This is a genomic window from Breoghania sp., from assembly GCF_963674635.1.
Taxonomy (GTDB): Bacteria; Pseudomonadota; Alphaproteobacteria; order Rhizobiales; family Stappiaceae; genus Breoghania.
In genome coordinates this window covers 3,186,613-3,210,444 of record NZ_OY771475.1, presented here as the reverse complement: position 1 = coordinate 3,210,444, position 23,832 = coordinate 3,186,613, and the positions used below count along the sequence as shown (strand labels likewise).

General features: G+C 63.5%; 15 protein-coding genes. 11 read left to right on the top strand and 4 right to left on the bottom strand.

From position 1 onward, the window contains the following. Positions 1-31: 31 nt before the first annotated feature. Both ABGM93_RS13960 and rsmI read right to left on the bottom strand, forming a co-directional pair. Entirely contained in the window at positions 32-430 is a 399-nt protein-coding gene (locus ABGM93_RS13960; protein WP_321500395.1) for a YraN family protein, read from the bottom strand. Continuing rightward, positions 411-1,376 carry a 16S rRNA (cytidine(1402)-2'-O)-methyltransferase gene (gene rsmI, locus ABGM93_RS13955; RefSeq protein WP_321500393.1) on the bottom strand — a complete coding sequence of 322 codons (966 nt, stop codon included), beginning with the start codon at positions 1,374-1,376 and terminating at the stop codon, positions 411-413. Before rsmI ends, ABGM93_RS13960 begins: the two co-directional genes overlap by 20 nt. Before the next feature lie 356 nt (positions 1,377-1,732). Here rsmI and ABGM93_RS13950 point away from each other — a divergent pair, with 356 nt between their 5' ends. The 7 genes from ABGM93_RS13950 to ABGM93_RS13920 all read left to right on the top strand — a co-directional run bounded on the left by ABGM93_RS13950 (position 1,733) and on the right by ABGM93_RS13920 (position 12,029). Further along, complete coding sequence (locus tag ABGM93_RS13950; RefSeq protein ID WP_319774784.1) at positions 1,733-2,941, top strand: penicillin-binding protein activator; 1,209 nt, start codon at positions 1,733-1,735, stop codon at positions 2,939-2,941. Between the two features lie 85 nt (positions 2,942-3,026). Further along, the gene (coaBC, locus tag ABGM93_RS13945) at positions 3,027-4,298 is read left to right on the top strand and encodes a bifunctional phosphopantothenoylcysteine decarboxylase/phosphopantothenate--cysteine ligase CoaBC (protein ID WP_321500391.1); all 1,272 of its coding nucleotides are present in this window, start codon (positions 3,027-3,029) and stop codon (positions 4,296-4,298) included. After that, positions 4,295-4,750, top strand: coding sequence for a dUTP diphosphatase (gene dut, locus ABGM93_RS13940; RefSeq protein ID WP_319774786.1), 456 nt, complete (start codon positions 4,295-4,297; stop codon positions 4,748-4,750). Before coaBC ends, dut begins: the two co-directional genes overlap by 4 nt. Before the next feature lie 167 nt (positions 4,751-4,917). Next, positions 4,918-5,862: a glutathione synthase gene (gene gshB / locus ABGM93_RS13935; RefSeq protein ID WP_319774787.1), complete on the top strand. Its 945-nt coding sequence runs from the start codon at positions 4,918-4,920 to the stop codon at positions 5,860-5,862. A gap of 629 nt (positions 5,863-6,491) precedes the next feature. Next, complete coding sequence (locus tag ABGM93_RS13930) at positions 6,492-8,021, top strand: YifB family Mg chelatase-like AAA ATPase (RefSeq protein ID WP_321500387.1); 1,530 nt, start codon at positions 6,492-6,494, stop codon at positions 8,019-8,021. 255 nt (positions 8,022-8,276) lie between these two features. After that, complete coding sequence (locus ABGM93_RS13925) at positions 8,277-10,649, top strand: response regulator (RefSeq protein ID WP_321500383.1); 2,373 nt, start codon at positions 8,277-8,279, stop codon at positions 10,647-10,649. Positions 10,650-11,096: 447 nt separating this feature from the next. Next, a complete protein-coding gene (locus tag ABGM93_RS13920) occupies positions 11,097-12,029 on the top strand; it encodes a GNAT family N-acetyltransferase (RefSeq protein ID WP_319774790.1) in 933 nt (310 codons plus the stop codon). A gap of 58 nt (positions 12,030-12,087) precedes the next feature. Here the strand turns inward: ABGM93_RS13920 and ABGM93_RS13915 are convergent, their stop codons facing one another. Continuing rightward, positions 12,088-12,381, bottom strand: coding sequence for a DUF1330 domain-containing protein (locus ABGM93_RS13915; RefSeq protein WP_319774791.1), 294 nt, complete (start codon positions 12,379-12,381; stop codon positions 12,088-12,090). A gap of 252 nt (positions 12,382-12,633) precedes the next feature. Between ABGM93_RS13915 and ABGM93_RS13910 the strand changes: the two genes are divergently transcribed. After that, positions 12,634-15,033 carry a PBP1A family penicillin-binding protein gene (locus ABGM93_RS13910; RefSeq protein WP_321500377.1) on the top strand — a complete coding sequence of 800 codons (2,400 nt, stop codon included), beginning with the start codon at positions 12,634-12,636 and terminating at the stop codon, positions 15,031-15,033. 340 nt (positions 15,034-15,373) lie between these two features. Here ABGM93_RS13910 and ABGM93_RS13905 read toward each other — a convergent pair whose 3' ends face one another. Further along, positions 15,374-17,059, bottom strand: a complete 1,686-nt coding sequence (locus tag ABGM93_RS13905; RefSeq protein WP_321500373.1) for a cache domain-containing protein — start codon at positions 17,057-17,059, stop codon at positions 15,374-15,376. Between the two features lie 1,052 nt (positions 17,060-18,111). On the opposite strand from ABGM93_RS13905, the gene ABGM93_RS13900 reads away from it, so the two are divergent. From ABGM93_RS13900 to ABGM93_RS13890, 3 genes are all read left to right on the top strand, one after another. Continuing rightward, entirely contained in the window at positions 18,112-19,671 is a 1,560-nt protein-coding gene (locus tag ABGM93_RS13900; protein WP_321500370.1) for a cache domain-containing protein, read from the top strand. Positions 19,672-20,208: 537 nt separating this feature from the next. Next, the gene (locus ABGM93_RS13895) at positions 20,209-21,897 is read left to right on the top strand and encodes a cache domain-containing protein (RefSeq protein ID WP_321500367.1); all 1,689 of its coding nucleotides are present in this window, start codon (positions 20,209-20,211) and stop codon (positions 21,895-21,897) included. Positions 21,898-22,184: 287 nt separating this feature from the next. Continuing rightward, positions 22,185-23,741, top strand: a complete 1,557-nt coding sequence (locus tag ABGM93_RS13890; RefSeq protein WP_321500363.1) for a methyl-accepting chemotaxis protein — start codon at positions 22,185-22,187, stop codon at positions 23,739-23,741. Positions 23,742-23,832: the final 91 nt, after the last annotated feature.

The window sequence follows — 23,832 nt, the reverse complement described above, 5'->3', positions numbered from 1 at the left end:
TTCCAGTTCCTCCCCAGTCCGTTCGCCTCCCTCAGCGATGTGCCTCCCAGGCGTTGGCCACATGATGCGGCACCTGGCGCGGGGTGACCAGAACCGCATCGAAGCGAAGGGTGAAATCCGTCAGGTGCGGATGGCGCGCGAGCCACAAATGGGCGGCCTCCACGATCCGGTATTGTGCGCGGCCGGTGATCGCCTCCAGCGCAGCCGCCCGTGTGCTGCGCGCTTTGACCTCCACAAAGGCGATGGTCCGGCCCCGGCGCACGATGAGATCGATTTCCCCGCGCGGCGTGCGGTAGCGCTTGGCCAGAACGCGGTATCCCTTCAACCGCAGCCAGAGGCTTGCCCGTCCCTCGGCCGAAAGCCCCAGCCGATAGGCCGCCCGGCGCGTTGCCCCGGCATGTCGGTCCGGCTCAGTCTTCCTCCCCCGCATTCCCCGTCTCTCCCCCCTCGGATGCCTTCCGGATCGCCAATGCCTGCTTGTAGAGCGCCTTGCGGTCTCCCCCGGTCCGCTTGGCGACATGGGCGGCGGCCGCGCTTACCGGCATGTCGAAAAGCGCCTCGCGCAACATCTCCTCCACATCCGCCGCATCCACTTCTCTTGCCTGCGCGGGCGCGAGCACGATCACGATCTCACCCTTGGGCGTCTCTGCAAAGCGGCCTGCGACCTCGCCAAGCGTTCCGCGCTCGAAGGTCTCGAAGCGTTTGGTGAGTTCGCGCGCCACACAGACCCGGTGATCGGGACCATGCGCCTCGATCATGTCGGCAAGGGTTGCCGAAAGGCGTCGGGGTGATTCGTAAAAGACCGTCGTGGCGCTCACCCCCTTCAGCTCCTCAAGCCGGGCGAGACGTGCGGATTTTTTCGGCGGCAGGAAGCCTGCAAACAGGATCGTGTCGCTGGGAAGCCCCGCGCCCACGAGCGCGGCCAGCATGGCGGAGGCGCCCGGTGTCGGGATCACCTTGTGCCCGGCTTCCACCGCCGCGCCGACCAGCCGGTAGCCGGGATCGGAAATGAGCGGCGTGCCTGCATCTGAGACGATTGCCACCGCCTTGCCCTCGTCGAGGGCGGCCAGAAGCTTCGGACCGGTCTTGGTGGCATTGTGTTCGTGATAGGCGATGAGCGGGGTGGAGAGGCCGTAGCGCTCCATCAGGACGCGGGTGACGCGGGTGTCTTCGCAGGCCACCAGATCGCATCCTGCCAGCGTCTCCAGCGCGCGAACCGTGATATCGCCAAGATTCCCGATGGGGGTAGAGACGATATGAAGCGCCGGTTCCGCAGCCGGAGCGTTGAAGCTGGTGACGCCGATGGCGAAGCGCCGGTCGCGGGTCTCCGCTTTGGGGCCGGAGAGATCGTGTGCGTCTGCCGATTTGCTTGCCATATGCATGTTTCCGGTATCGCCAGTTCGCTGTTGCTGGCATTTAATGGATGTCTCACGGCGGGTTTTGCGAGTTTGCGGCGATTCACGGCCTTGCCTGTTGCGAACAAATGCGCCATGACCCGCCCGTGAGGCATGTGCACCGGTTGCGGTGCTGCAATCCTTTTAGCGGGGCAATGGTCAGGCCTGCAAATGGCAACGCATGTAATGATGCGGGCAGCGGGCGACCGGTACATTCGAGGATCGATCTCCCGCGCCGATGAGACGATTTACGCGAACCTTTTGACAGGCTTTCGCCAAATCGCCAGAATTCGGCATTCTTTCGTAAAGACTTGGGACGTTCGGGGAAGGATAAGAACGTGCGCAGCGTATTCGGGCAGATCAGAAGGCCCAGGTTCTTTGTGGCGGCGGCAATGGCGATGGCGCTATCCGCCTGCACGGGCTCGACCCCCGGTTTCTACCCCCAGTCCGGACCGGGCATGAACAATGGCGTGCCGACCGGCGAGGTCGTGGGCACCGGCGCGGTGCGCGTGGCGCTGCTGCTGCCGCGCTCCGCAGGCTCCAATGCCGGCCAGATTGCAACCGTCTTCCGCAATGCGTCGGAACTCGCGCTGAAGGATTTCCCCGGCGCTGACGTTCAGGTGCTGGTCAAGGATACCGGAGGTACTTCCGAAGGCGCGCGCGCCGCGGCCCAGGCCGCCATTTCCGAAGGGGCCGAACTGATCCTCGGTCCCGTCTTCGCGCCCGCCGTCTCGGGTGCGAGTGCCGCGGCACGGACCGCGGGTGTGCCAATCATCGCCTTCTCGTCCGACGCCTCCACCGCGTCGCCGGGCGTTTACCTGCTCTCCTTCCTGCCGCGCGAAGACGTGACCCGCATCATCTCCTATGCAAGCTCCAAGGGCCGGTCCTCCTATGCGGCCCTCATTCCCGACAACAGCTACGGCGCGGTAGCCGAAGCCGCCTTCCGTCAGGCCGTCGGCCGCACGGGCGGGCGCATTGTCGGCATCGAGCGCTACAAGGTGGATCCCGCGCGCGGCGTCGACACGGCGGACCTGAAGGCCCGCGCCACGGCGCTGGCGGCCTCCGCCAGCCGGGCCGATGCCATCTTCATTCCCGATGGCGGCGGTGTTCCCGCCTATGCCATCGGTGTTCTGACGGCGCAGGGTATCAGCCCAAAACGGGTCAAGTTCCTCGGCTCCGGCCAGTGGGACGATCCCAAGGTCCTGTCGGACAACATGCTGGCGGGAGGCTGGTATCCTGCCCCCGACAAGAAGGGCTTCGAGGCTTTCGCGCCGCGCTATGCCGCTGCCTTTGGCTCCCAGCCGCCGCGCAACGCCACGCTCGCCTATGACGCGACGGTGCTGGCCGCCGGTCTGGTGCGCAGCGCCGGGCAGCGCCGCTTCTCCACCGGCGTCCTGACCAACCGCGACGGCTTCCTCGGCATTGACGGCGTCTTCCGCTTCAACCGCAATGGCACCAACGAGCGCGGGCTCACCGTCTATGAGGCGACCGGGTCCGGCTCGCGGGTTCTGTCACCCGCCCCCAAGACCTTTCAGGCCATCAACTGATTTGGGCAACTGATTGAGGCGCCCCTCCCGCCAGCGCGGCGGGAGGGGCCTTTCCCGGCGCTGGCTGCGCCGCAAGGGCTGACCCATGTTGCAAGACAAGCAGATCCTTCTGATCGTTTCCGGCGGCATCGCCGCCTACAAGTCGCTCGATCTTGTGCGCCGTCTGCGCGAGCGCGGCGCGAAGGTGCGCGCGGTGATGACGCCCGCCGCGCAGAAATTCGTCACCCCGCTGACCTTTGGCGCGATCACCGGCGAGCAGGTTTTCACCGAGCTTTTCGACCGCGAGGCCGAGCATGATATCGGCCATATCCGCCTGTCGCGGAATGCCGATCTCGTTGTCGTGGCCCCCGCCACCGCCGATCTGATGGCGAAGATGGCGCATGGGCTCGCCGACGATCTGGCCTCTGCGACGCTGTTGGCCTGTACCGGCCCGATCCTCCTCGCCCCGGCGATGAACCCGGCCATGTGGTCCAACCCGGCAACCCGGCGCAACGTCGCCCAGCTGGCGCGGGACGGGATTTCCTTCATTGGCCCCGAGGTGGGGGAGATGGCGGAAAGCGGCGAGGCCGGACGGGGCCGCATGTCGGAGCCGCTGGATATTGTCGCCGCCATCGAGGCGCATTTCTCCAAGGCGCATCTGCCCGCGAAAATGCTCGCCATCGCCGAGAAGGGGCCGCTCTCGGGCCGCCGGGTGGTCATCACATCCGGCCCGACCCACGAGCCCATCGATCCCGTGCGCTATATCGCCAATCGCTCGTCCGGCAAGCAGGGCCACGCCATTGCGGCAGCTGCGGCGGCTGCGGGCGCGGAGGTGGTGCTGGTCTCTGGGCCTGTCACCCAGGCAGATCCCGCCGGGGTCAGGGTTGTCCGGGTGGAGACAGCGCGCGAAATGCAGGCCGCGGTCGAAGACGCGCTCCCCGCCGATATCGCCATTCTGGCCGCCGCCGTTGCCGACTGGCGCGTCGAGGGGGCGTCGGACCAGAAGATCAAGAAGGACGGCTCCGGCCGCCCGCCCGCGCTGCAATTTGCCGAAAACCCGGACATTCTCGCCGGGATCGGAAACCGCAAGGAAGGCCGCCCGGCTCTGGTCATCGGCTTTGCGGCGGAAACGGCGGACCTGATTGCCAATGCCAGCGCCAAGCTGGCCCGCAAGGGCGCCGACTGGATCATCGCCAACGATGTCAGCGTACCGGAAAGCGGCGAAGGCATCATGGGTGGCGATGCGAACGAGATCCGAATACTGACGCGCGAGGGTGTCGAGCCCTGGCCGCGTCTCGACAAGCAACAGGTGGCCGAACGGCTGGTGGCGCGCATCGCCGCCCACTTCCGTGGCACGGCCAAGACGGAGGATGAATGAGCGTTCCGGTGAAGATGCGTCTTCTGGCGCATGGTGTCGGCCTGCCCCTGCCCGCCTATCAGAGCGACGAGGCCGCCGGTGTGGATCTGATGGCCGCGGTGGAAGAGCTTGAGCCGATGCGGCTTGAGCCGGGCGCGCGCGCCCTTGTTCCCACCGGCATCGCCATCGCGCTTCCGCCGGGCTTCGAGGCGCAGATCCGGCCCCGCTCCGGCCTCGCGGCCAAGAACGGGGTCACGGTTCTCAACACCCCCGGCACGATCGACGCGGACTATCGGGGCGAGATCAAGGTCATCCTGATCAACCTGGGGGCCGAGCCCTTTGAGATCAGCCGCGGCGCGCGCATCGCGCAGATGGTCGTGGCGCCGGTCGCCCGCGCCGAAATCATCCCCGTCGACGATCTTGGTGAAACCGTGCGCGGGGGCCGTGGTTTCGGCTCCACCGGCACGCATTGAAGTCGCGAAAGTTCGGCGGGCGTGGACAAATGGCCTCGCCCGCCTCATATGTCTGCCAACACCCGCCCGTTCGGCCCCGTTGGCCGTCCCGTTTCTGTATCCCTGTTTGAGCCGCCCGCAAGCGTCACCGCATCCGGGCGACCCGAGATTTCATCGGAGCCTAGCTCATGTCGCTTCGCGTCGCCGTCCAGATGGACCACATTGCCTCGATCAACATTGCAGGCGACAGCGCCTTTGCCCTGATGCTGGAGGCGCAGAAGCGTGGCCACCAGCTCTATCACTACACCCCCGATCGCCTCGCCATGACGGGCAACACCGTCACCGCCCGGCTGGAGCCGGTGGAGGTGCGTGACGAGGCCGGTAATCATTTCACGCTCGGTGAAGGTGTGCGCACCGACATGAGCGAAATGGACGTCATCCTGATGCGTCAGGACCCGCCCTTCGATCTCGCCTATATCGCGGCCACCCACATGCTGGACAAGATCCACCCCAAGACGCTGGTGGTGAACGATCCGACCCATGTGCGCAATGCGCCGGAAAAGCTCTTCGTCACCGAATTCACCGATCTCATGCCGCCCACGCTGATCACCCGCGATCGCGCCGAGATCGACGCCTTCCGCGCCGAGCATGGCGAGATCGTCATGAAGCCGCTTTTCGGCCATGGCGGGGCGGCGGTCTTCCGCATCACGGCGGATGATCTCAATTACGGCTCGCTCTACGACTTCTTCGCCGTCACCTTCCGCGAGCCCTGGGTGATCCAGAAGTTCCTGCCCAACATCAAGCATGGCGACAAGCGCATCCTGCTGGTGGATGGCGAGTTCGCGGGCGCGGTCAATCGTGTGCCGGCGGAGGGCGATCTGCGCTCCAACATGGTGCGCGGCGGTGCGCCGAAGGAATCCGATCTGACGGATCGCGAGCGCGAGATCTGCGCCCGCCTCGGGCCTGCCCTGCGCGAACGCGGCCTGCTTCTGGTGGGCATCGACGTGATTGACGGCTGGCTGACGGAGATCAACGTCACCGCGCCCACCGGCATCCGCGCCGTCGCCCGCCTTGGCGGACCCGATATCGCCGCCCGCGTCTGGGACGTGATCGAGGCCCGTCGCAAGGCCTGATCAGGCGCAAATGGCAGCCCATTCAAAACCTCTTTTCGCGTGAAGCGGCTGTTCCGGTTCCCGCGCGACCACGCACATGGTCACATTTGCGTGGAAAGCGCATTTTCGGCGGGAAATCGCCGCGTGTGCAGCCTATATGTGCCCCCCCTGAACCCGGCGATGAAAAGGAAAAAAACATGTTTCGCCTGACGTTCCCCTTTCTGCTCGTTCCCCTGATCACCGGTGGAACCGCAACCGCAATCGTGATTGCGTGCGTATAAGGGTGGTTTGCAAGGGATTGGCCTGAGCTTGAAGGCCCGCCCATACAACGGTTGTAAAAACAACACCGTTCTCCGTGAAGAAGGTCGGCCTCCGCCGGCCTTCTTTGCTTTCAGCCTCCGCATGCGGCAAGGCGCGCGGGGCGTTTCGATTTGTTCCCATTCCGTTCTTGATATGACTGTCAAAATGACGTAGGGTCACCTCTGTTTCAGTCGATCGGATTTCATCTGCCAGGCGCTCATGTCCGTCGTGTGCTCATGTCAGGGGCGCAATGTGGGGGCGTATTTAAGGGCCGCGCATTTCGGGCCGCGCGTTGAAGGGGCGGGCGGCCCGCATTTCGCGATAAGGGCACACGTCTTGGGGGGCAAGCCATGGTCAGCCGCGTCACAACCGTGGCCTTTCAGGGCATTGAGGCGGTTGCCGTCGATGTGCAGGTTCAGGTCGGGCCGGGCTCGGTGGTCTTCAACATTGTCGGTCTTGCCGACAAGGCGGTTGCGGAAAGCCGGGAACGGGTCCGCAGCGCCCTGATCGCCTCCGGCATGTCGCTGCCGGCGAAACGCATCACCGTCAATCTCGCCCCCGCCGATCTGCCCAAGGAAGGCTCCCACTATGATCTGCCCATCGCGCTTGGTTTGATGGCGGCGATGGGGGCCGTTCCGGCGGACAGGCTTGCCGAGTATGTCGTCTTGGGCGAGTTGGCGCTGGATGGCACGATTGCGCCGGTCGCGGGGGTCTTGCCCGCCGCCATGGGGGCCAATGGCATGGGGCGCGGCCTGATCTGCCCGGCCGCATGCGGGCCGGAGGCCGCCTGGGCGAGTTCCGATATGGACATTCTGGCCCCGCAAAGCCTCATTCAGCTCGCAAATCACTTCAAGGGCACGCAAGTGCTTTCCCGCCCGCGCGCCGGTCTCAAGCCGCCCGCCGACGACCTTCCCGACATGGCGGAGGTGCGCGGCCAGGAAAGCGCACGCCGGGCGCTCGAAGTCGCGGCGGCCGGGGGGCACAATCTGCTGATGGTCGGGCCGCCGGGTGCGGGCAAGTCGATGCTTGCCGCGCGCCTGCCCTCCATCCTTCCACCGCTGACGCCGAAAGAGCTGCTGGAAGTGTCGATGATCGCCTCGCTGGCGGGCGAACTGGCCGAAGGGCGCCTGTCGGACAGGCGCCCTTTCCGGGCCCCCCATCACTCCGCATCGATGGCAGCATTGGTGGGCGGCGGCGCCAAGGCCCGCCCCGGCGAGGTGTCGCTTGCCCATAACGGGGTTCTGTTTCTGGACGAATTGCCGGAATTCAACCCGCAGGTGCTCGACAGCTTGCGCCAGCCGCTTGAAAACGGGGAGACGGTGATCGCGCGCGCCAATCACCGGGTCACCTATCCTTCCCGCATCCAGCTTGTCGCCGCCATGAACCCGTGTCGCTGCGGCCATGCGAGGGAGCCCGGCCACACATGCGCGCGCGGCCAGCGTTGCGCCGCCGACTATCAGGCGCGCATCTCCGGCCCCTTTCTCGACCGCGTGGATCTCTCCATCGAGGTGCCCGCCGTCACCGCCCGCGATCTGATCCGCCCCGGAAACGGGGAGCCCTCCTCTGCCATCGCCGAACGGGTCGCCGCCGCGCGCAGGCGGCAGGAGCAGCGCTATGCCGCCCTCAATGTCAGCGCCAGATGCAACGCGCAGGCGGGCGCGCGCCTCATCGAGACCGTGGCGCAGCCAGACGAGGCCGGCCTCGCCTTGCTGGGCGAGGCGGCCGATGCGCTGAACCTGTCGGCGCGCGGTTATCACCGTGTCCTGAAGCTGGCACGCACGCTTGCCGATCTCGGCGGGCATGAAAATGTCGGGCGCATCCATATTGCCGAGGCGCTCGCCTATCGCCAATTGGGCCAAAAACGCGCAAGCGCCGCCTGAAGGCCCGCCCTCCAAGCCGTCATCCTCACCAGTCCGCGCTGACCTTGCCCGGCCCCATCCCGTGCGTCCCGTTTTCCCATTGCCGGGAATGGCAAGGGTTTCGCAACGCCTTTACGGCAGACTGCGGATGCGTGTGCCCGGTTTGCGGAGCGCGCGCAGGGGCGCCCTTGTGGCGACCCGACCGGTCTGACGCGCGATGGCGCGCGCGAAAAGGGGGCCAGCGAGGCCATGCGGCAAGGGGCGGACAATCGGCGTATGACGCCGGAGAGCGGAGACGGCGGCGCGCCGGACCGCTCCTCCGTGTCTGCGACCGGCCCCGATGAATTGCCCGTTGCGCTGAGCGAACCCGATGGGCCGGATCAGACAGCCGCATGGGAAGACGACTGGAATGCGGAGAGCTTCGAGGAGCCTGAAAGCCGCGTCCGGCCCTGGCTTCTGGGGGCAGCCTCCGCGCTCGTTCTGGCGGCCATCGCCGTCGGGATCTTCCTCATCGACAAGTCGGGCCCGGCCCCGCTTGCCGCGCTTGCGCTGGTTTTTCTGGCGGGCGCAGGCGCCGTCGCGATTATCCGCGGTGCCGATATCGGCGGCTATCACGCAGCCGATGTGGCCGCCCAGCAGGACCAGATCGAGACCTTGCGTCGGCAGCTGGAGCAGATGGACGATCTCGTCTGGGAACTGCGTGAATCCGACGATCGCCACCGCTCCGTCATCAATGCGCTTGGCGATGTGATTTTCCGGCGCGACGGCGAAGGCCGGATCATTTACGCCAATGACGCCTTCACCCGCAGTTTCGGGGCACAGGCCGCCTCGGCCGCGGGGAGACCCTTCCGGTTGCCGCGGGCGCAGGCCGCAATGATGGCCGATGAAACCCTCTCCGGCTCTGGCGATCTGGCGCTTGAGACGCCCGCCGGACCACGGTGGTTCGCACGTCTCGATGTGCCGGTGCGCGGCGAAGGCGGGACGCCGGTGGTCCAGACGATCCTGCGCGACATCACCGATCGACATCTCGCGGAAGAGGCGCTTGTCGTCGCCCGCGATCAGGCGCAGACCGCCAATCAGGCGAAATCCCGCTTTCTGGCAACCGTCAGCCATGAAATTCGTACGCCCCTCAACGGCATTCTGGGCATGGGAACGCTTTTGCGCGAAACGAGCCTGACGGCTGAACAGGCAAGCTATGTGGAGGCCATCGCCACATCCGGCGACGCGCTGCTGTCACTGATCGACGAAGTGCTCGATTTTTCGCGCATCGAGGCGGGCAGGCTCGAACTTCAGCCCACGCCCACCCGTCTGGAGCTGCTTGCCGAGCGCGTGGTGGAGCTTCTCGCGCCGCGCGCGCAGGCCAAGGGGCTCGATATCGCCTGTTATGTTGCTCCGGATGTGCCGGAAGAGGTCCTGCTCGATGCCGCCCGCCTGCGCCAGGTGCTCATCAATCTGGCCGGAAACGGCATCAAGTTCACCGAACGCGGCGGCGTTCTGATCGAGATCCTGAAATCTGCCGCCGCAGGCGGAGCGGCCAATGGCCCGCTTCGCCTGACCGCCCGCGTCCACGACACCGGCATCGGCCTGACGAGCGAGGAGGCCGCGCGGCTTTTCAAGGAATTCGAGCAGGCCGACCCCGGTCCGGCCCGCCGCTATGGCGGCACCGGTCTCGGCCTCGCCATCTCGCAGCGCATTGTCGGCGCCATGAATGGCCGCATCTTCATCGAGAGCGAGCCGGGTCGCGGGGCAACCTTCTCCTTCGATTTCGATGCCGCCTCGGCGGGCGACCGCCAAGTCTCCCCCTCGCTGGCCCCCTTTGCCGGGCGGCGCGTGGGGCTTCTTTATGCCGATGGCATGGCCGCAACCCTGATGCAGCGCCGCCTGCGCGATCTCGGGTTTGCCGTGAGCATGCTGGATGAACGCGCGCTGGAGGCCGCGGCGCTGGAATCCTGCGAATTGCTGCTGGCCGACAATGCCTCCTTGTCGGCAGCCCCTGCCTGGCTGTCGGCCTTGCGAAGCCAGGGGCGCCTGGCCCCGGCGGTTGTGCTGGTCACGCCGTCGGAGCGCAATCAGCTGCCCGAGCTGAGGCGCGCCGGCTTCGATGCCTATCTGGTCAAACCGGTGCGCAGCGTCTCGCTCGTCAAGGTGACAGAGGCGCTTCTGGCGGGTGAACCGGTCGGCCAGGGCGACGAGAGCTGGCAAGCCGCGGCCGCCCCTGAAGCCGACGGACAGGAGCACAAGGCCCGGCGCGCGGGAAAGCTGCGGGTTCTGGTCGCAGAGGACAATGACATCAATCTCATGCTGACCCGCGCCCTCTTGAAAAAGCAGGGTGCGGAGGTGATCGTCGCCAAGGATGGCAGGACGGCGCTCGATCTTGTGAAGCGCAGCCGCAATGGCGAGGACCCGGCCTTGTCCGCCATCTTCATGGATTTGCACATGCCGGGCATAGACGGGGTGGAGGCAATCCGGCGCATCCGCGAATCAGAACGCGCGCACGGCCTGGAAACCGTGCCGATCTTTGCGCTCACAGCGGATATCACGCCTGAATCGCGCGCCAGGGCGGAGATCGCCGGGGCGGATGATTTCCTGACAAAGCCGCTCGATCCCGATGCGCTTTCCGGCCTGTTGTCACGCGCAGGACTTCGCTGACGCCGCCAGATCCGGCAGCCCGTCGACGCGGCCGCGCGGATGCCAAAAGTCCCTGAAATCGATGGATCTTCAAAGTTGTGGCGCGTGACTTCACGCGTGATACGTGGTGCTTGCGGGTGAACGCATGCGTGACGAAGCGGTCCGCTCGGTCTATATTGCCGGCTAATCAACAAGGATGGCAGTGGTTATATCGCAGGCTCTCTCCTGCGCGGGCCTGATCTTTCCATGTCATAGAATTGTTGGAAACCTGTGGTTTATGACCGTTCAGGCAAGGCCGGTGCCCGCAAGGGCGAACACTCCGGCTTCGGCGCGACGGGAAAATGAGCCGACCAGAAGGTCGGCCCTGATTGGGAGAAACGCCGAGCCGTTTGCGGGCCAGCCGCAGGCAAGGTGGGCAGAGGCCAGGAATCCATGAGACAGCAAGGCAAGTTATCGCCCACGCGACTGGTGCGTAAATTCATCCCGCTCCACCGTGACACATCCCGTTTTGCGAACTGGAAGCCCGGCCAGGGGAGTGCATCGGATCTGCAGGATGCCGAGACGCGTCACGCGCCCGGTGTACCGATCACGCTGGGCCGCATCGGATCGCTGGAAGTCCGCCTTGCCCGCAAGGCCTCCGAGATCCGCAAGGCGCAGGAACTGCGCTACCAGGTCTTTTACGAGGAGATGTCGGCGATTGCCGATGGCCAGACGCTGGCCTCGGGCCGTGACGCCGATGCCTTCGACGATATCTGCGATCACCTGCTGGTGCTTGATCACGACGTGCCCGCCCGCACCAAGCCCTTCGGTCGGCGCAAGCCGAGCATCGTGGCGACCTACCGTCTGCTGCGCCAGGGCGTGGCGGAACGCGCGGGCGGCTTCTACACCGCTGGTGAATATGACATCCAGTCTCTTCTGGATGCCAAGCCCGACCTGAATTTCCTGGAGCTTGGCCGCTCCTGTGTGCTCAAGCCCTACCGCAACAAGCGCACGGTGGAGCTCTTGTGGCACGGCATCTGGGCCTATGTGCTGATGCACGGCATCGATGCGATGATCGGCTGCGCATCTTTCGAGGGCACGGATCCGAACCGTCTGGCTCTGCCGCTGTCCTATCTGCACCATTTCGCCCGGACGCCGGATGAATGGCGGGTGCGTGCGCTCGATGAGCGGTTCGTCGACATGAACCGCATGCCGGCCGAGGCGATCGACCTGCGCGCGGCGCTGCGCGAAATGCCGCCGCTCATCAAGGGCTATCTGCGGCTGGGGGCCCAGATCGGCGACGGCGCGGTGGTTGATCACCAGTTCGGCACGACCGACGTGCTGATCGTCGCGCCCGTCGCATCTCTCAATGCGCGTTACGTGAATTATTACGGCAGCGGCGCGGAGCGCTTCGCAGCCTGATTTCGCCGCCAGGGCGGATGAACGGGCGGCCTCAGCCGCCCGCGTCCCTCAGGCTTCTTCAGCCGTCATAGCCTTCGATGATCAGCAGTTCGCCGGTGGAGAATTTCTGCCGAATGGCCTTGGCCGCCTGGTATTCCGGCGAGTTGTAACAGGCCATGGCTTCGTCATAGCTGGAAAACTCGATCACCACATTGCGCCCGCGCGCGGTGCCTTCGAGCGCGTTGTAGGTGCCGCCGCGAACCAGAAAGCGCGCGCCGTGGCGTTCAAAGGCCGGCTTCGCCGTCGCCACATAGTCCTTGTAGGCTTCCGGATCGTCCACATCGACCCGCGCAATCCAGTATCCCTTCGCCATCAATCGGTCTCCATTGTGCTCAAAAAACGAGCCCGCAGTCTTGGCCAGTCGGGTGCGCGGTTCAAGGCTGAAATCCAATCTGCGCAGTCCATTTTTTCATCGTCAGAAATGACCTGGCGGCCACACCGTAAGAGGCCGTCAATCTTAACTGGCCCTTAAAACGCGCTGTCCTAGGCTGATGCCACCTGTGCGACACGCGTTTCACGCCGTCGCCATCATCAGTTCTTCATCGACAGGAGGCCGGGGCGGTCGATGGCCACCAGGCGCGGCAAAGGCGGCGATCGGATCGAACCGACCATGGGCGGGGGACTTGAAACGCCCGACCTGTGGCTCGATCCGCGTGACCGACCGGCAGGCCCTGCTCGTCCCAAACGGCCAAAGGCCAAGGCCCCTGGCCAAAAGCCCGTTCAGCGCGCCAACCACAAACTGGCGGGGACGGGAAGCAAGACGTCCGGAAAATCGAGTGCCAGTTCAGGTTCAGGCTCAGGCTCAGGCTCGCGGGCTGGTTCTGGATCGGCCGCGCGGACAACGTCGTCGGGAAAGCGCAAGGCTCCCACCCACGCCGATGCCGCCCTGGTGCAGGACCTCGGTTTCGAGCTTCGGCCCCGCCCCAAGGCGCGCAAACGCCCCGCCAAGGGGGCAGCCGCTCCCGCACGGAAGGGGCGCGCGAAGAAATCGGCAAAGGCGCGCGGCCGGAACCGGGCGCGCAAGGGATGGATCCTGCGGCTCGTCAAGCGCCTGTTCTACTGGGGAATGGTCGCGGGCATCTGGGGGACGGTGACGGTTGTCGCCATCCTTGCCTATTTCGCCGCCCAGCTGCCGCAAAGCTATGACTGGACCGTGCCTGCGCGTCCGCCCAACGTGAAGATCGTCTCCGCCGAAGGCCAGCTTCTCGCCAATCGCGGGGAAAGCGGCGGGGAAGCGGTGCGGTTGGAACAGCTGCCGAAATATCTGCCGCAAGCGGTCATCGCCATCGAGGATCGGCGGTTTCGCAGTCATTTCGGGATCGATGTCATCGGCCTCTCGCGCGCATTGGTCACCAACGTGTTGCGCGGTGGTGTCGTCCAGGGCGGCTCCACGCTGACCCAGCAGCTCGCCAAGAACCTGTTTCTCACGCATGAGCGCACCATCAACCGCAAGATGCAGGAAGTTGTGCTCGCGCTCTGGCTTGAGGCGCGTCACTCCAAGGACGAGATCCTCGAAATGTATCTCAACCGCGTCTATTTCGGCGCGGGCGCCTATGGGGTGGACGGCGCGGCGCGGCGCTATTTCGGCAAGTCGGCCCGGCAGGTGACCTTGGCGGAGGCCGCCACGCTGGCCGCCCTTTTGAAGGCGCCGAGCCGCTATGCGCCCAATCGCAACCCCGATCTCGCCGAACAGCGGGCCCAGCTTGTCCTCGAAGCCATGGCCAATTCCGGTTTCATTTCCGAGCGCGACGCCAAGAACGCGATCGCCAACCCGGCTCTTGCGGTTGCGGGCAATCGGGCTTCCGGCACGAATTACGTCGCCGACTGGGTCATGGAACTGTTGCCGGGCTATATCGGGCGGATCGACAAGGATGTCATCGTCGCCACCACAATCGACAGCCGCCTGCAGCGCGAGGGCGAAAAGATCCTGTCAAAGGCCCTGAACGAGCAGGGCAAGAAGCTCGGCGTTTCCCAGGGCGCGCTGGTCTCGCTGGACACGTCCGGCGCCGTGAAGGCTCTGGTAGGCGGTCGCAACTACCGCAAGAGCCAGTTCAACCGTGCTGTTTCCGCCATGCGCCAGCCCGGGTCCGCCTTCAAGCCCTTCATCTATCTGGCCGCGCTGGAAATGGGGCTGACACCGGACACCGTGCGGGTGGACGAGCCGATATCCATCAAGGGCTGGAGCCCGAAAAACTACACCAAGAAATACCATGGCCCGGTGACGCTGCGCCGCGCGCTGGCCTCCTCGATCAACACCGTCGCCGCCAGGCTCGGCCAGGAGGTCACCCCCAAGAGGGTCGCCGCCACCGCGCGCCGGCTCGGCATCTCCTCACCCCTGAAGGTCAATCCCTCCATTACGCTTGGGACATCCGAGGTGACGCCGCTTGAGATCACGGCCGCCTATGTCCCCTTCTCCAATGGCGGATGGGGGGTTGTGCCTCATGTCATCCGTGAGGTGAGGACAGAGGACGGCAAGGTGCTCTTCCATCGCAGGATCGATGGCCCGGGGCAGGTGATCGCCCCCGACAAGCTGCGCCAGATGGATTCCATGATGGCCGAGACCCTGTATAGCGGCACAGGCAGGCGCGCCCGCTTGGGCGATCGCCCCGCTGGCGGCAAGACCGGCACCAGCCAGGAAATGCGGGACGCCTGGTTCATTGGCTTCACCGCCAATTACACAACCACCGTGTGGCTTGGAAACGACGACGGCTCGCCCACGCGCTCGGTCACGGGTGGCGCCCTGCCGGCCGAGATCTGGCACGACTATATGGAAGTCGCGCACGAGCATATGCCGATGGTGGAACTGCCCGGCATTCCCGTCGGCGGTCCTGTGACCGCTCCGGAGCCGCCGCGACCGGCCCCGCCGCACCCTGTCGAAGGCGGGCGAAGGATCGAAAACGGCAACCGGATCTTGCCCCCGCCGGGCGGTGGCGGGTTCCTGCGCAGGCTCTTCGGCGGGGATTGAAACCACCCGCCCCCATCTGTGCCCGATCGTAAGCCTGTGCCCGATCCTGACCCCATGCCAGAACCTGTTCCAGAGCCCGATCATGAGCCTGTCCGTTCTTCCTGCGCAGGGCTGTTGCCCCCCGCTGTGCGCAGGTGCGTGTGGAGAGCTTCTCCGATGACCGCTTCGCGCCGCCACAAACGCGAAGAGCCGCCGTTTCCGGGCAAGGAAACGGCGGCTCTTTGGTTCTCATGTCCCGTTCCGGGGGTTTCAAGTCCGGTTCTGGCAACGGTCCGTTGGTCGGAGCGTTGGTGTCTGCCCCCGGGGCGATGATCGGTGCCCCGGGGAACAGGGAGGATAGTCAGGCAACGTTGGTCTTGATACCCGACAGGAAGCTGGAGACCCGCTCGCGCAGGACGCGGGCTTCGTTTTCCAGCGCCTGGGAGGCGTCATAGACCGTGGAAGCAGCTTCATTGGTGACCTCGGCGGCGCTGGAAACGCCTTCGATATTCACCGAAACCTCACGGGTGCCGTTGGAGGCCTCCTGCACGTTGCGGGCGATCTCGGTCGTTGCCGCACCCTGCTGCTCGACGGCGGCGGCGATGCCGGAGGTGATCTCGTTGATCCGGTTCACGGTCTGGGTGATCTCGCTGATCGCTCCAACCGCCTGCTGGGTTTCGTTCTGGATGGAGGAAATCTGGGAGGAGATTTCCTCTGTTGCCTTGGACGTCTGATTGGCGAGTTCCTTGACCTCCGCGGCAACCACCGCAAAGCCGCGCCCAGCCTCACCGGCACGTGCCGCCTCGATGGTGGCGTTGAGGGCGAGCAGGTTGGTCTGTTCCGCGATCGCCTGGATGAGGCCGATGACCTCGCCGATGCGGCTCGCGGCATCCGACAGGCCGACGATGCGTTCGTTCGTGGCATTGGCCTGCGACGAGGCCTGGGTCGCGATTTCGTTGGAAGAGGCGACCTGCCGGCTGATTTCGGCAACGGAGGTGGCGAGTTCTTCTGCGGCCGAGGCCACGGTTTCCACGTTCGAGGAGGCTTCTGCCGCCGCGCCGGCAACCGCCCGGCTCTGGCTCGTGGTCTGCTCGGCCCCCGCGTTCAGGTTCGCCGAAGCACTCTGCAGGTTGGATACGGAAGACGCGATGGTCTCAAGCAGGGAGCCCATCTGCCCTTCGAATTCCTGGGACAGCGCCTGGATCTCGATGGCCCGCTTCTTTTCCTCTTCGTTGTGTTTTTGCTGCGTTGCCTCAAGTTCACGCCGCTTTTGCTCGTTTCCAACGAAGATGGACATGGCGCCCGCCATTGCGCCGATCTCGTCGCCGCGTCCGGCTCCCTCGACTTCGATCTCGATATTGCCTTGCGCGAGCTCAAGCATGTCGCCGGTGAGGGCCTTGAGCGGCCTGGTGACGTTGCGGATCACGAGCACCGCGGCAATGCCGGCAAGGCCGCCGCCGATCAGGGCGAGCGTCAGGAGTTTTATCGCCTGCGAGATGAAGGCGTCCTGAACATCGTCCACATAGGCGCCTGCGCCAAGGACCCAGCCCCAGGGCTGGAAATAGGCTGTCCACGCGACCTTCTCCAAGGGCTCGGTTCCGCCGACGCGGGTCCAGTAGTAGCTGGTCTTGCCACCACCCTCTTTCGCGCGGGCGATAAGGTCGGGAATGTAGAAGGTGCCCTTCTTGTCCTGAGCATCCAGAGCGGCAACGCCTTCGCGGGTGGGGTCGGGCGAAATGAGGCGAACGCCCTCTTCACTGTAAGCAAAGGCGTAATTGTTCTGATCGAAGCGGATGGCGCGAATGGTGTCGCGCGCCTGCTTTGTGGCCTCTTCATGGGTGAGGACGCCAGAATCTTCCAAGTCCTTGTAGTGTTTCGCGATCGTAGTTGAGGCTTCCACGATATTGCGCATCTTTGCAATCCGCTCTTTCATCAGCACGGATTGCATTTCGTAAAGGCTGTAGATCGCGATGATGATCGCAAGGACCGCGACGGTGATAATCGGGATCCAGATCTTCAAGCCGATATTCAACTTGCTCAGATTCATGACATTTTGCCCTTAGAGGGATTGCGATTGGCAATTCCTGATGTATAGAAATTAATCCACTGTAAAAATTATACTAAACATCAAAACTATCTGGGGGGAACGCAAGGAATCCCGGCCCCGCTTGCGACGATCTGGCGCGACGACTTGGATGTCGCCGAGAGCCAAGTACTCATGGTGGAATTGATGGCCGTTCCACTCGGTAACCGGGCATTATCCCTCAGGCATGCCACAGGCATCTTGCTTTGCGCCCTGGCGCGACGAGGGCATCCACGCGCCCCTGAGCGCTCCAGAGCGCCCGGTTTGCGCCCGGCAACCGGTAATTTTCGCAATCCGCTCAGCAAACAGAAAGCAGTACCGCAAGGCCGGAAGGGGCCCGCATTGTGGTCGGTGAGATGGGAGATCGGGCAAGGAACCGGCTGACCCAGAGGCGTGTTCCGCTCCGTCTTTTTGTGCCTTGGGAGCACCAGAAAGTCCGGTCAAATTATTTTTTAAAATATTTTTTTGATGTCGAAGGTGGCGTTTGGCGACCATGAACGCCCACTCCGTCTGAGATACCCCAACGGCATAGGGATGTATTCCAATTCATGAATCCGAGGTGAGGGAGACCTTGTCACTTATGTATACAAGAAATCGACATAAGAATAAGTACTTAGTCATCATTGGCCGTTAGGGGCTGCTGTCTGCTATTTCTGTCTATAGATTTAAATATACGATTAATGCGGAAGGAATTATATTTAACACGCAGGTATAAATATAACTTGTCCGCAATAATCTGGACAGCGAATACACCAATCTATTTGAAGATAATATCTTTGTCTGAAGTAGCTGGCATGTATAAAGGTGTATTATACACTTTACATCCTGTTAATAGCCCATGGTGAGGATGGTCGATATTTACACTCGGCATGCAGGCAACGACCATGATCCTCAATAAACTCAAGATCGGCGTTAAGGTTTGGCTTCCAGTTCTTATGCTCACGGTGCTATGCGTCGGTCTGTCATCCGTTTTCTTGTACACACTCGACGGGTCGCTTTACGAAGAGCGCCGGAACATGACGAAGGTCGTGGTCCATACGGCTGAATCGATCGTTCAGGGCTACTATGAAAAGGAACAGTCCGGGGAGCTGACCCACGAGGAGGCCACCCAGGCTGCGCTTGAAGCTCTCAACATGCTCCGTTTCGACGGAAACAATTACGTTTTCGGTTTCACGGCCGAGGGGCGTTACATTCTGCTGCCGCTGAAGCCGGAGGAAGTGGGCAAGGTCGTCATTGACCGGCAGGACAAGCTCGGCAACTACTATATTCGTGACATCATCAATGCCGCGAAGGCCGGAGGTGGCCCGGCCACCTATTACTGGAACCGGCCCGGTGCCACCGTGACCTCCCCCAAGACCTCATGGAGCGAAGTTTTCGAGCCCTGGGGATGGGTGTTGGGCACCGGTGTCTTCGTCGATGACATCAGCGCCACATTCTGGAACAACGCTTTCCTTGTCATCGGCGTCGGGCTGGTCGGTGGTCTCTTCGCCTATTCGGTTGCTTTCGCTGCAATCCGCAACGTGACCGTTCCGATTGCGCAGATGACCGGTCACATGCAGAGCCTGGCCGAGGGCAACACCGAGATGCAGATCGAAGGTGACGACCGATCTGACGAAATCGGCGCGATGGCGAAGACTATGAAGGTCTTCGTGGACACCGAGCGCAAGCGTCGCACGCTTGAACGGGAACAGGCCGAACGCTTCGAGGAGGATCGCAAGCGCGCGCAGGAAATCCAGACAATCTCGCGCCACTTCGAAGGCCAGATGGGAAGTCTGATGGAAACCGTGGGTCAGTCGGTTGCCAACCTGCAGAATGCGTCCTCGAACCTCAAGGCGGGCGCCGAGCAGACGACCTGCCAGAGCATGGCTGTGTCGGGCGCCGCTGCCGAAGCCTCCGCCAATGTGGAGACGGTGGCCTCGGCGGCCGAGGAGCTGGCCGCATCGGTTGCCGAAATCAGCCGTCAGGTCTCTTCCTCCAGCGAAATCGCGTCCCAGGCCGCCGATCAGGCAGACAGCACGAATGTGCGCATCAAGGGTCTGTCCGATGCCGCAACCCGCATTGGCGAGGTGGTCAGCCTCATTCAGGCGATTGCCGAGCAGACCAACCTGCTCGCCCTCAACGCCACCATCGAGGCGGCGCGCGCGGGCGAAGCCGGCAAGGGCTTTGCGGTCGTGGCCGCGGAAGTGAAGGAGCTGGCCAACCAGACCTCCAAGGCGACCGAGGAAATCTCCTCCCAGATTTCCTCCATCCAGGGCGAAACGCAGCAGGCTGTGACGGCGATTGTGGAGATCACCGAAACGGTGAACCGGATCAACGACATCACGTCCGGGATCGCGGCTGCCGTCGAACAGCAGGGGGCGGCCACGACCGAGATCGCCCGCAACGTTCAGGAAGCCTCGCGCGGCACGCAGGACGTCTCGGAGAACATCGTGGGCGTGTCGAGCGCGGCCCAGATCACCGACGACGCGGCCTCCGTGGTTGCGGAGGCTTCGGCGGGTCTGGAACGCGAGGCCAACCTCGTGCGTGAAGAGGTGGGCGTGTTCCTCAAAACCATCAACAGGTCCGACGCCGCCTAAGGGGTGCACGTGCGTTGGGGCGAAGAACCCGCCGGAGCAATCCGGCGGGTTTTTTGTTGAGCCGAACCACGGCCGAGAGGCGCGTGATTGTGACCCTCTCGCCGGAGGGCTTCGGTCCTGAGTCTTGCCACGGAGCCCCGCAAGGCCTGTTCCCCGGCGTGGGGTCCATAAATCAGGCGGGATTGGCTGCAAAGCGCGGAAGAAATGCAAGCCCCAACCGACAGGGGCGGCATGTCTTTCGCGGACCCTTTCGGCCTCTTTCCCATTGATCTGGTCACGAAGACCGGGGGCCTGCGCCAAGTTCGGTCTTTATGACCTGACTGTGCGTTTAGAACGTATCCAGTCCCGAAAGAACCGCAACGGCAGAAGAGCTTGAAAGTCAGTAGATGTTTTATAAAGACAGGATATTTAAGTAATAATAGTATTCAGCTGACGCAGCGTAAATATGTATGGAAAGTTGGTTCCGATTTTTCACGCATATTTAACTCGGAAGGTTTCTGATTCATTCAGGTTCTTCTATCAAGCAGGCAAACCAGAATGTCCCTGAATAAATTCGGTATCGGCATCAAGATCTGGGTTCCGGTGGTCACACTTGCTGCGCTCATCGTCGTCCTCGCAACCTTCTCTCTTTCTTCGCTGAACAGTGCTCTTTACGGAGAGCGTGTCGACAAGACGCGCACCGCCGTGAATATGGCGATCTCGCTTGCTGCCCACTTCAACAAACTGGAAGAGGCGGGAGAACTCACCCGGGAGCAGGCCCAGGCGGCGGCGCACGATGCCATCCGCGACATGCGATACGACGGGGACAACTACGTCTTTGTCTATGGGACAGACGGCGTCCGCATCGTCTCCTCTAAGGCGTCTCTGGAAGGCAAGGACGCGAGCAACACGCAGGATGCCAAGGGCAAGTATCAGGTCCGCGAGATGCTGGCAGCCGCCCGCGCCGGCGGCGGGACCGTCCCCTATTACGTCACGCGCAAGGGCGGAGATGTGCCGCTGCCGAAGCTGAGCTGGGCACAGTCCTTTAAGCCCTGGGGCTGGGTGTTCGGCACGGGCGTTTACATCGATGATATCGCAGCGACGTTCTGGTCCAACGCCCTCCAGATCATTGCCATCTGTGCCGTCGGCGGGCTCCTGGCCTTCGGCATCGCCTTCGCGGCGATCCGCAACCTGTCCAGACCGATCAAGAGCCTGACCGAGCGCATGCTGGAACTCGCCGACGGCAATACCGAGATCGAGGTCGAGGGAGCCGGTCGCGGCGACGAAATCGGGGCCATGGCCGGCGCGATGAACGTCTTCCTGGACAATGAGCGCAAGCGCCGCGAGCTTGAACAGGAACACGCCACGCGCTTTGAGCAGGATCGCAAGCGCGCGCAGGAAATCCAGACCGTCTCGCAGACCTTTGAGGGTCAGATGGGCGCGCTGCTTGAGACCATCGCGTCTTCCGTCTCCAACCTGCAGAACGCCTCGACGAACCTGAATGCGGGTGCCGAGCAGACCACCAGCCAGAGCAAGGCCGTATCGGGCGCCGCTGCCGAAGCCTCCGCCAATGTGGAGACGGTGGCCTCGGCAGCCGAGGAACTGGCCGCATCGGTTGCCGAAATCAGCCGTCAGGTGTCCTCCTCCAGCGAAATCGCGTCCCAGGCCGCCGATCAGGCAGACAGCACGAATGTGCGGATCAAGGGTCTGTCCGATGCCGCAACACGTATTGGCGAGGTGGTCAGCCTCATTCAGGCGATTGCGGAGCAGACCAACCTTCTTGCCCTCAACGCCACCATCGAGGCGGCGCGCGCGGGCGAAGCCGGCAAGGGCTTTGCGGTCGTGGCCGCGGAAGTGAAGGAGCTGGCCAACCAGACCTCCAAGGCGACCGAGGAAATCTCCTCCCAGATTTCCTCCATCCAGGGCGAAACGCAGCAGGCTGTGACGGCGATTGTGGAGATCACCGAAACGGTGAACCGGATCAACGACATCACATCCGGGATCGCGGCTGCCGTCGAACAGCAGGGTGCGGCCACGACCGAGATCGCCCGCAACGTTCAGGAAGCCTCGCGCGGAACGCAGGACGTCTCGGAGAACATCGTGGGCGTGTCGAGCGCGGCCCAGATCACCAACGAGGCGGCAACCATGGTTGCGCAGGCTTCGATGGATCTGGAACGCGAAGCAAACGTCTTGCGTGAAGAGGTGGGCGTGTTCCTCAAAACCATCAACAGGTCCGATGCTGCCTGAGGCACGCGCAAGTGTTGAAGAGAACCACCCGCCGGAGCGATCCGGCGGGTTTTTTCTTGGGCGAAAGCAAGGCGGTAAAGCGCTTTAGATTGCCAAAAATACAGAGAAAGGAACAGAATTTACTATTTCTAATTTTTCAAAGCGGCAATATTTATGACGTCGCGGAACAGTAAGAGAAACGTATATTTACAAAATTTACTTCTATTCGATTGGGACGTTAACAGCTTGTTAATTGCGAGGGAGGAGGTTCCGGGCTTAACTTCCCCCTAACTTGAGTCCTCCCCAAAATGTCTCTCGATAAGTTTGCTATCGGCAAGAAGGTCTGGTTTCCAGTCCTGACGCTTGCCATTATTGGCTGTTTCTTGTCAGCCATGTCCCTTGGCGCACTGCACGACGAGTTGGTGCAGGAGCGTTCTACGCGCGCGGAAAACGCGCTGAACGTGTCCAGCACCGTTGCGCGGTTCTTCCAAGGGCGTGTCCAGGCCGGAGCCATGAGCAAATCCGACGCGTCGGCATATGCGCGCGCGTTGCTGGATGAAATTGGCGACGGTGCGGGGGCCAGTGTCCGGCTTTTCGAAGGGGCGGCCGCGCATGCCACCGCGCAGGATGACACCCATCTGAGCCGGAGCTTCAAGCCTTGGGACTGGGCCTTCTCGGCCGCAGTTCCCCTCGCCGACATATCGGCGAAGTTCTGGGAAAGCGCACGCCTGTTGATTGTTCTGGGTCTGATCGCTGCCGCCATCGCTTTCGCCATGGCCTTTGCGGTCATGCGGTCGGTCACAAGGCCGCTTCACTCGCTGACCGTCGCGATGGGCGAGCTGGCGGGCGGCAATACCGAGCTCGACATCCGCTCGTTGCAGGGGCTCGATCCTGCGCGCGGCGATGAAATTGGCGCGATGAGCAAGGCCTTGGCCGTCCTTGCGCGAAACGAACGCCAGCGCCATGCCGCGGAAGAGGCGCGCCTTCAAGACCTGGAACGCGAAACCCAGCGCGGCCATGAGTTCGAAGCGGCTGCGCAGACCTTCCAGGACCAGATGGCCGCGCTCCTGAAAACCATCGCCACCTCGGTGGATAGCCTTCAGAGCGCCTCCACGAGCCTCAACGCCGGGGCGGAACAGACCACGACGCAGAGCTGTGCGGTCGCAAGCGCGGCGGTGGAAGCCTCCACCAACGTGGAAACCGTGGCTTCGGCAGCGGAAGAACTCGCCGCCTCGGTGTCGGAAATCTCCCGTCAGGTCGCAAATTCCAGTGAAATCGCTGCAAAGGCGGCCGATCAGGCGGACAGCACCAACGTTCGCATCAAGGGCCTTTCGGAAGCGGCCACGCGCATCGGCGAAGTGGTCAGTCTCATCCGGGCCATTGCGGAACAGACCAACCTTCTGGCGTTGAACGCGACGATCGAGGCCGCGCGCGCGGGTGAGGCGGGCCGTGGGTTCGCGGTCGTGGCCGAAGAGGTGAAGGAACTCGCCACCCAGACATCCAACGCGACGGAGGATATCGCGGCACAGATCGCCTCCATTCAGGGCGAGACCGAGCAGGCCGTTTCCGCCATCGCAACCATCACTGGCACCGTGAACCAGATCAACGACATCACTTCCGGGATTGCCGCGGCGGTGGAAGAACAGGGGGCCGCCACCTCTGAAATCGCGCGCAACATCCAGGAAGCCGCCTCCGGCACACAGGCCGTTTCGGCCAATATCGAGGGGGTTTCCTCCGTGGCCCAGATCACCAACGAGGCGGTTACAATGGTTGGCAAGGCGGCTGGCGAGCTGAAGCGCGAGGCCGACGTCCTGAACAAGAACGTGTCGACATTCCTGGGCAAGGTCTCCCGCAAAGCGGGTTGAACGGCCCCACAGCTGTCCCTGAAATCGCGAAAGACCCGCCGGAACGAAACCGGCGGGTCTTTTTTATCTTTGCGCTGCCCGCTGCCCGCTG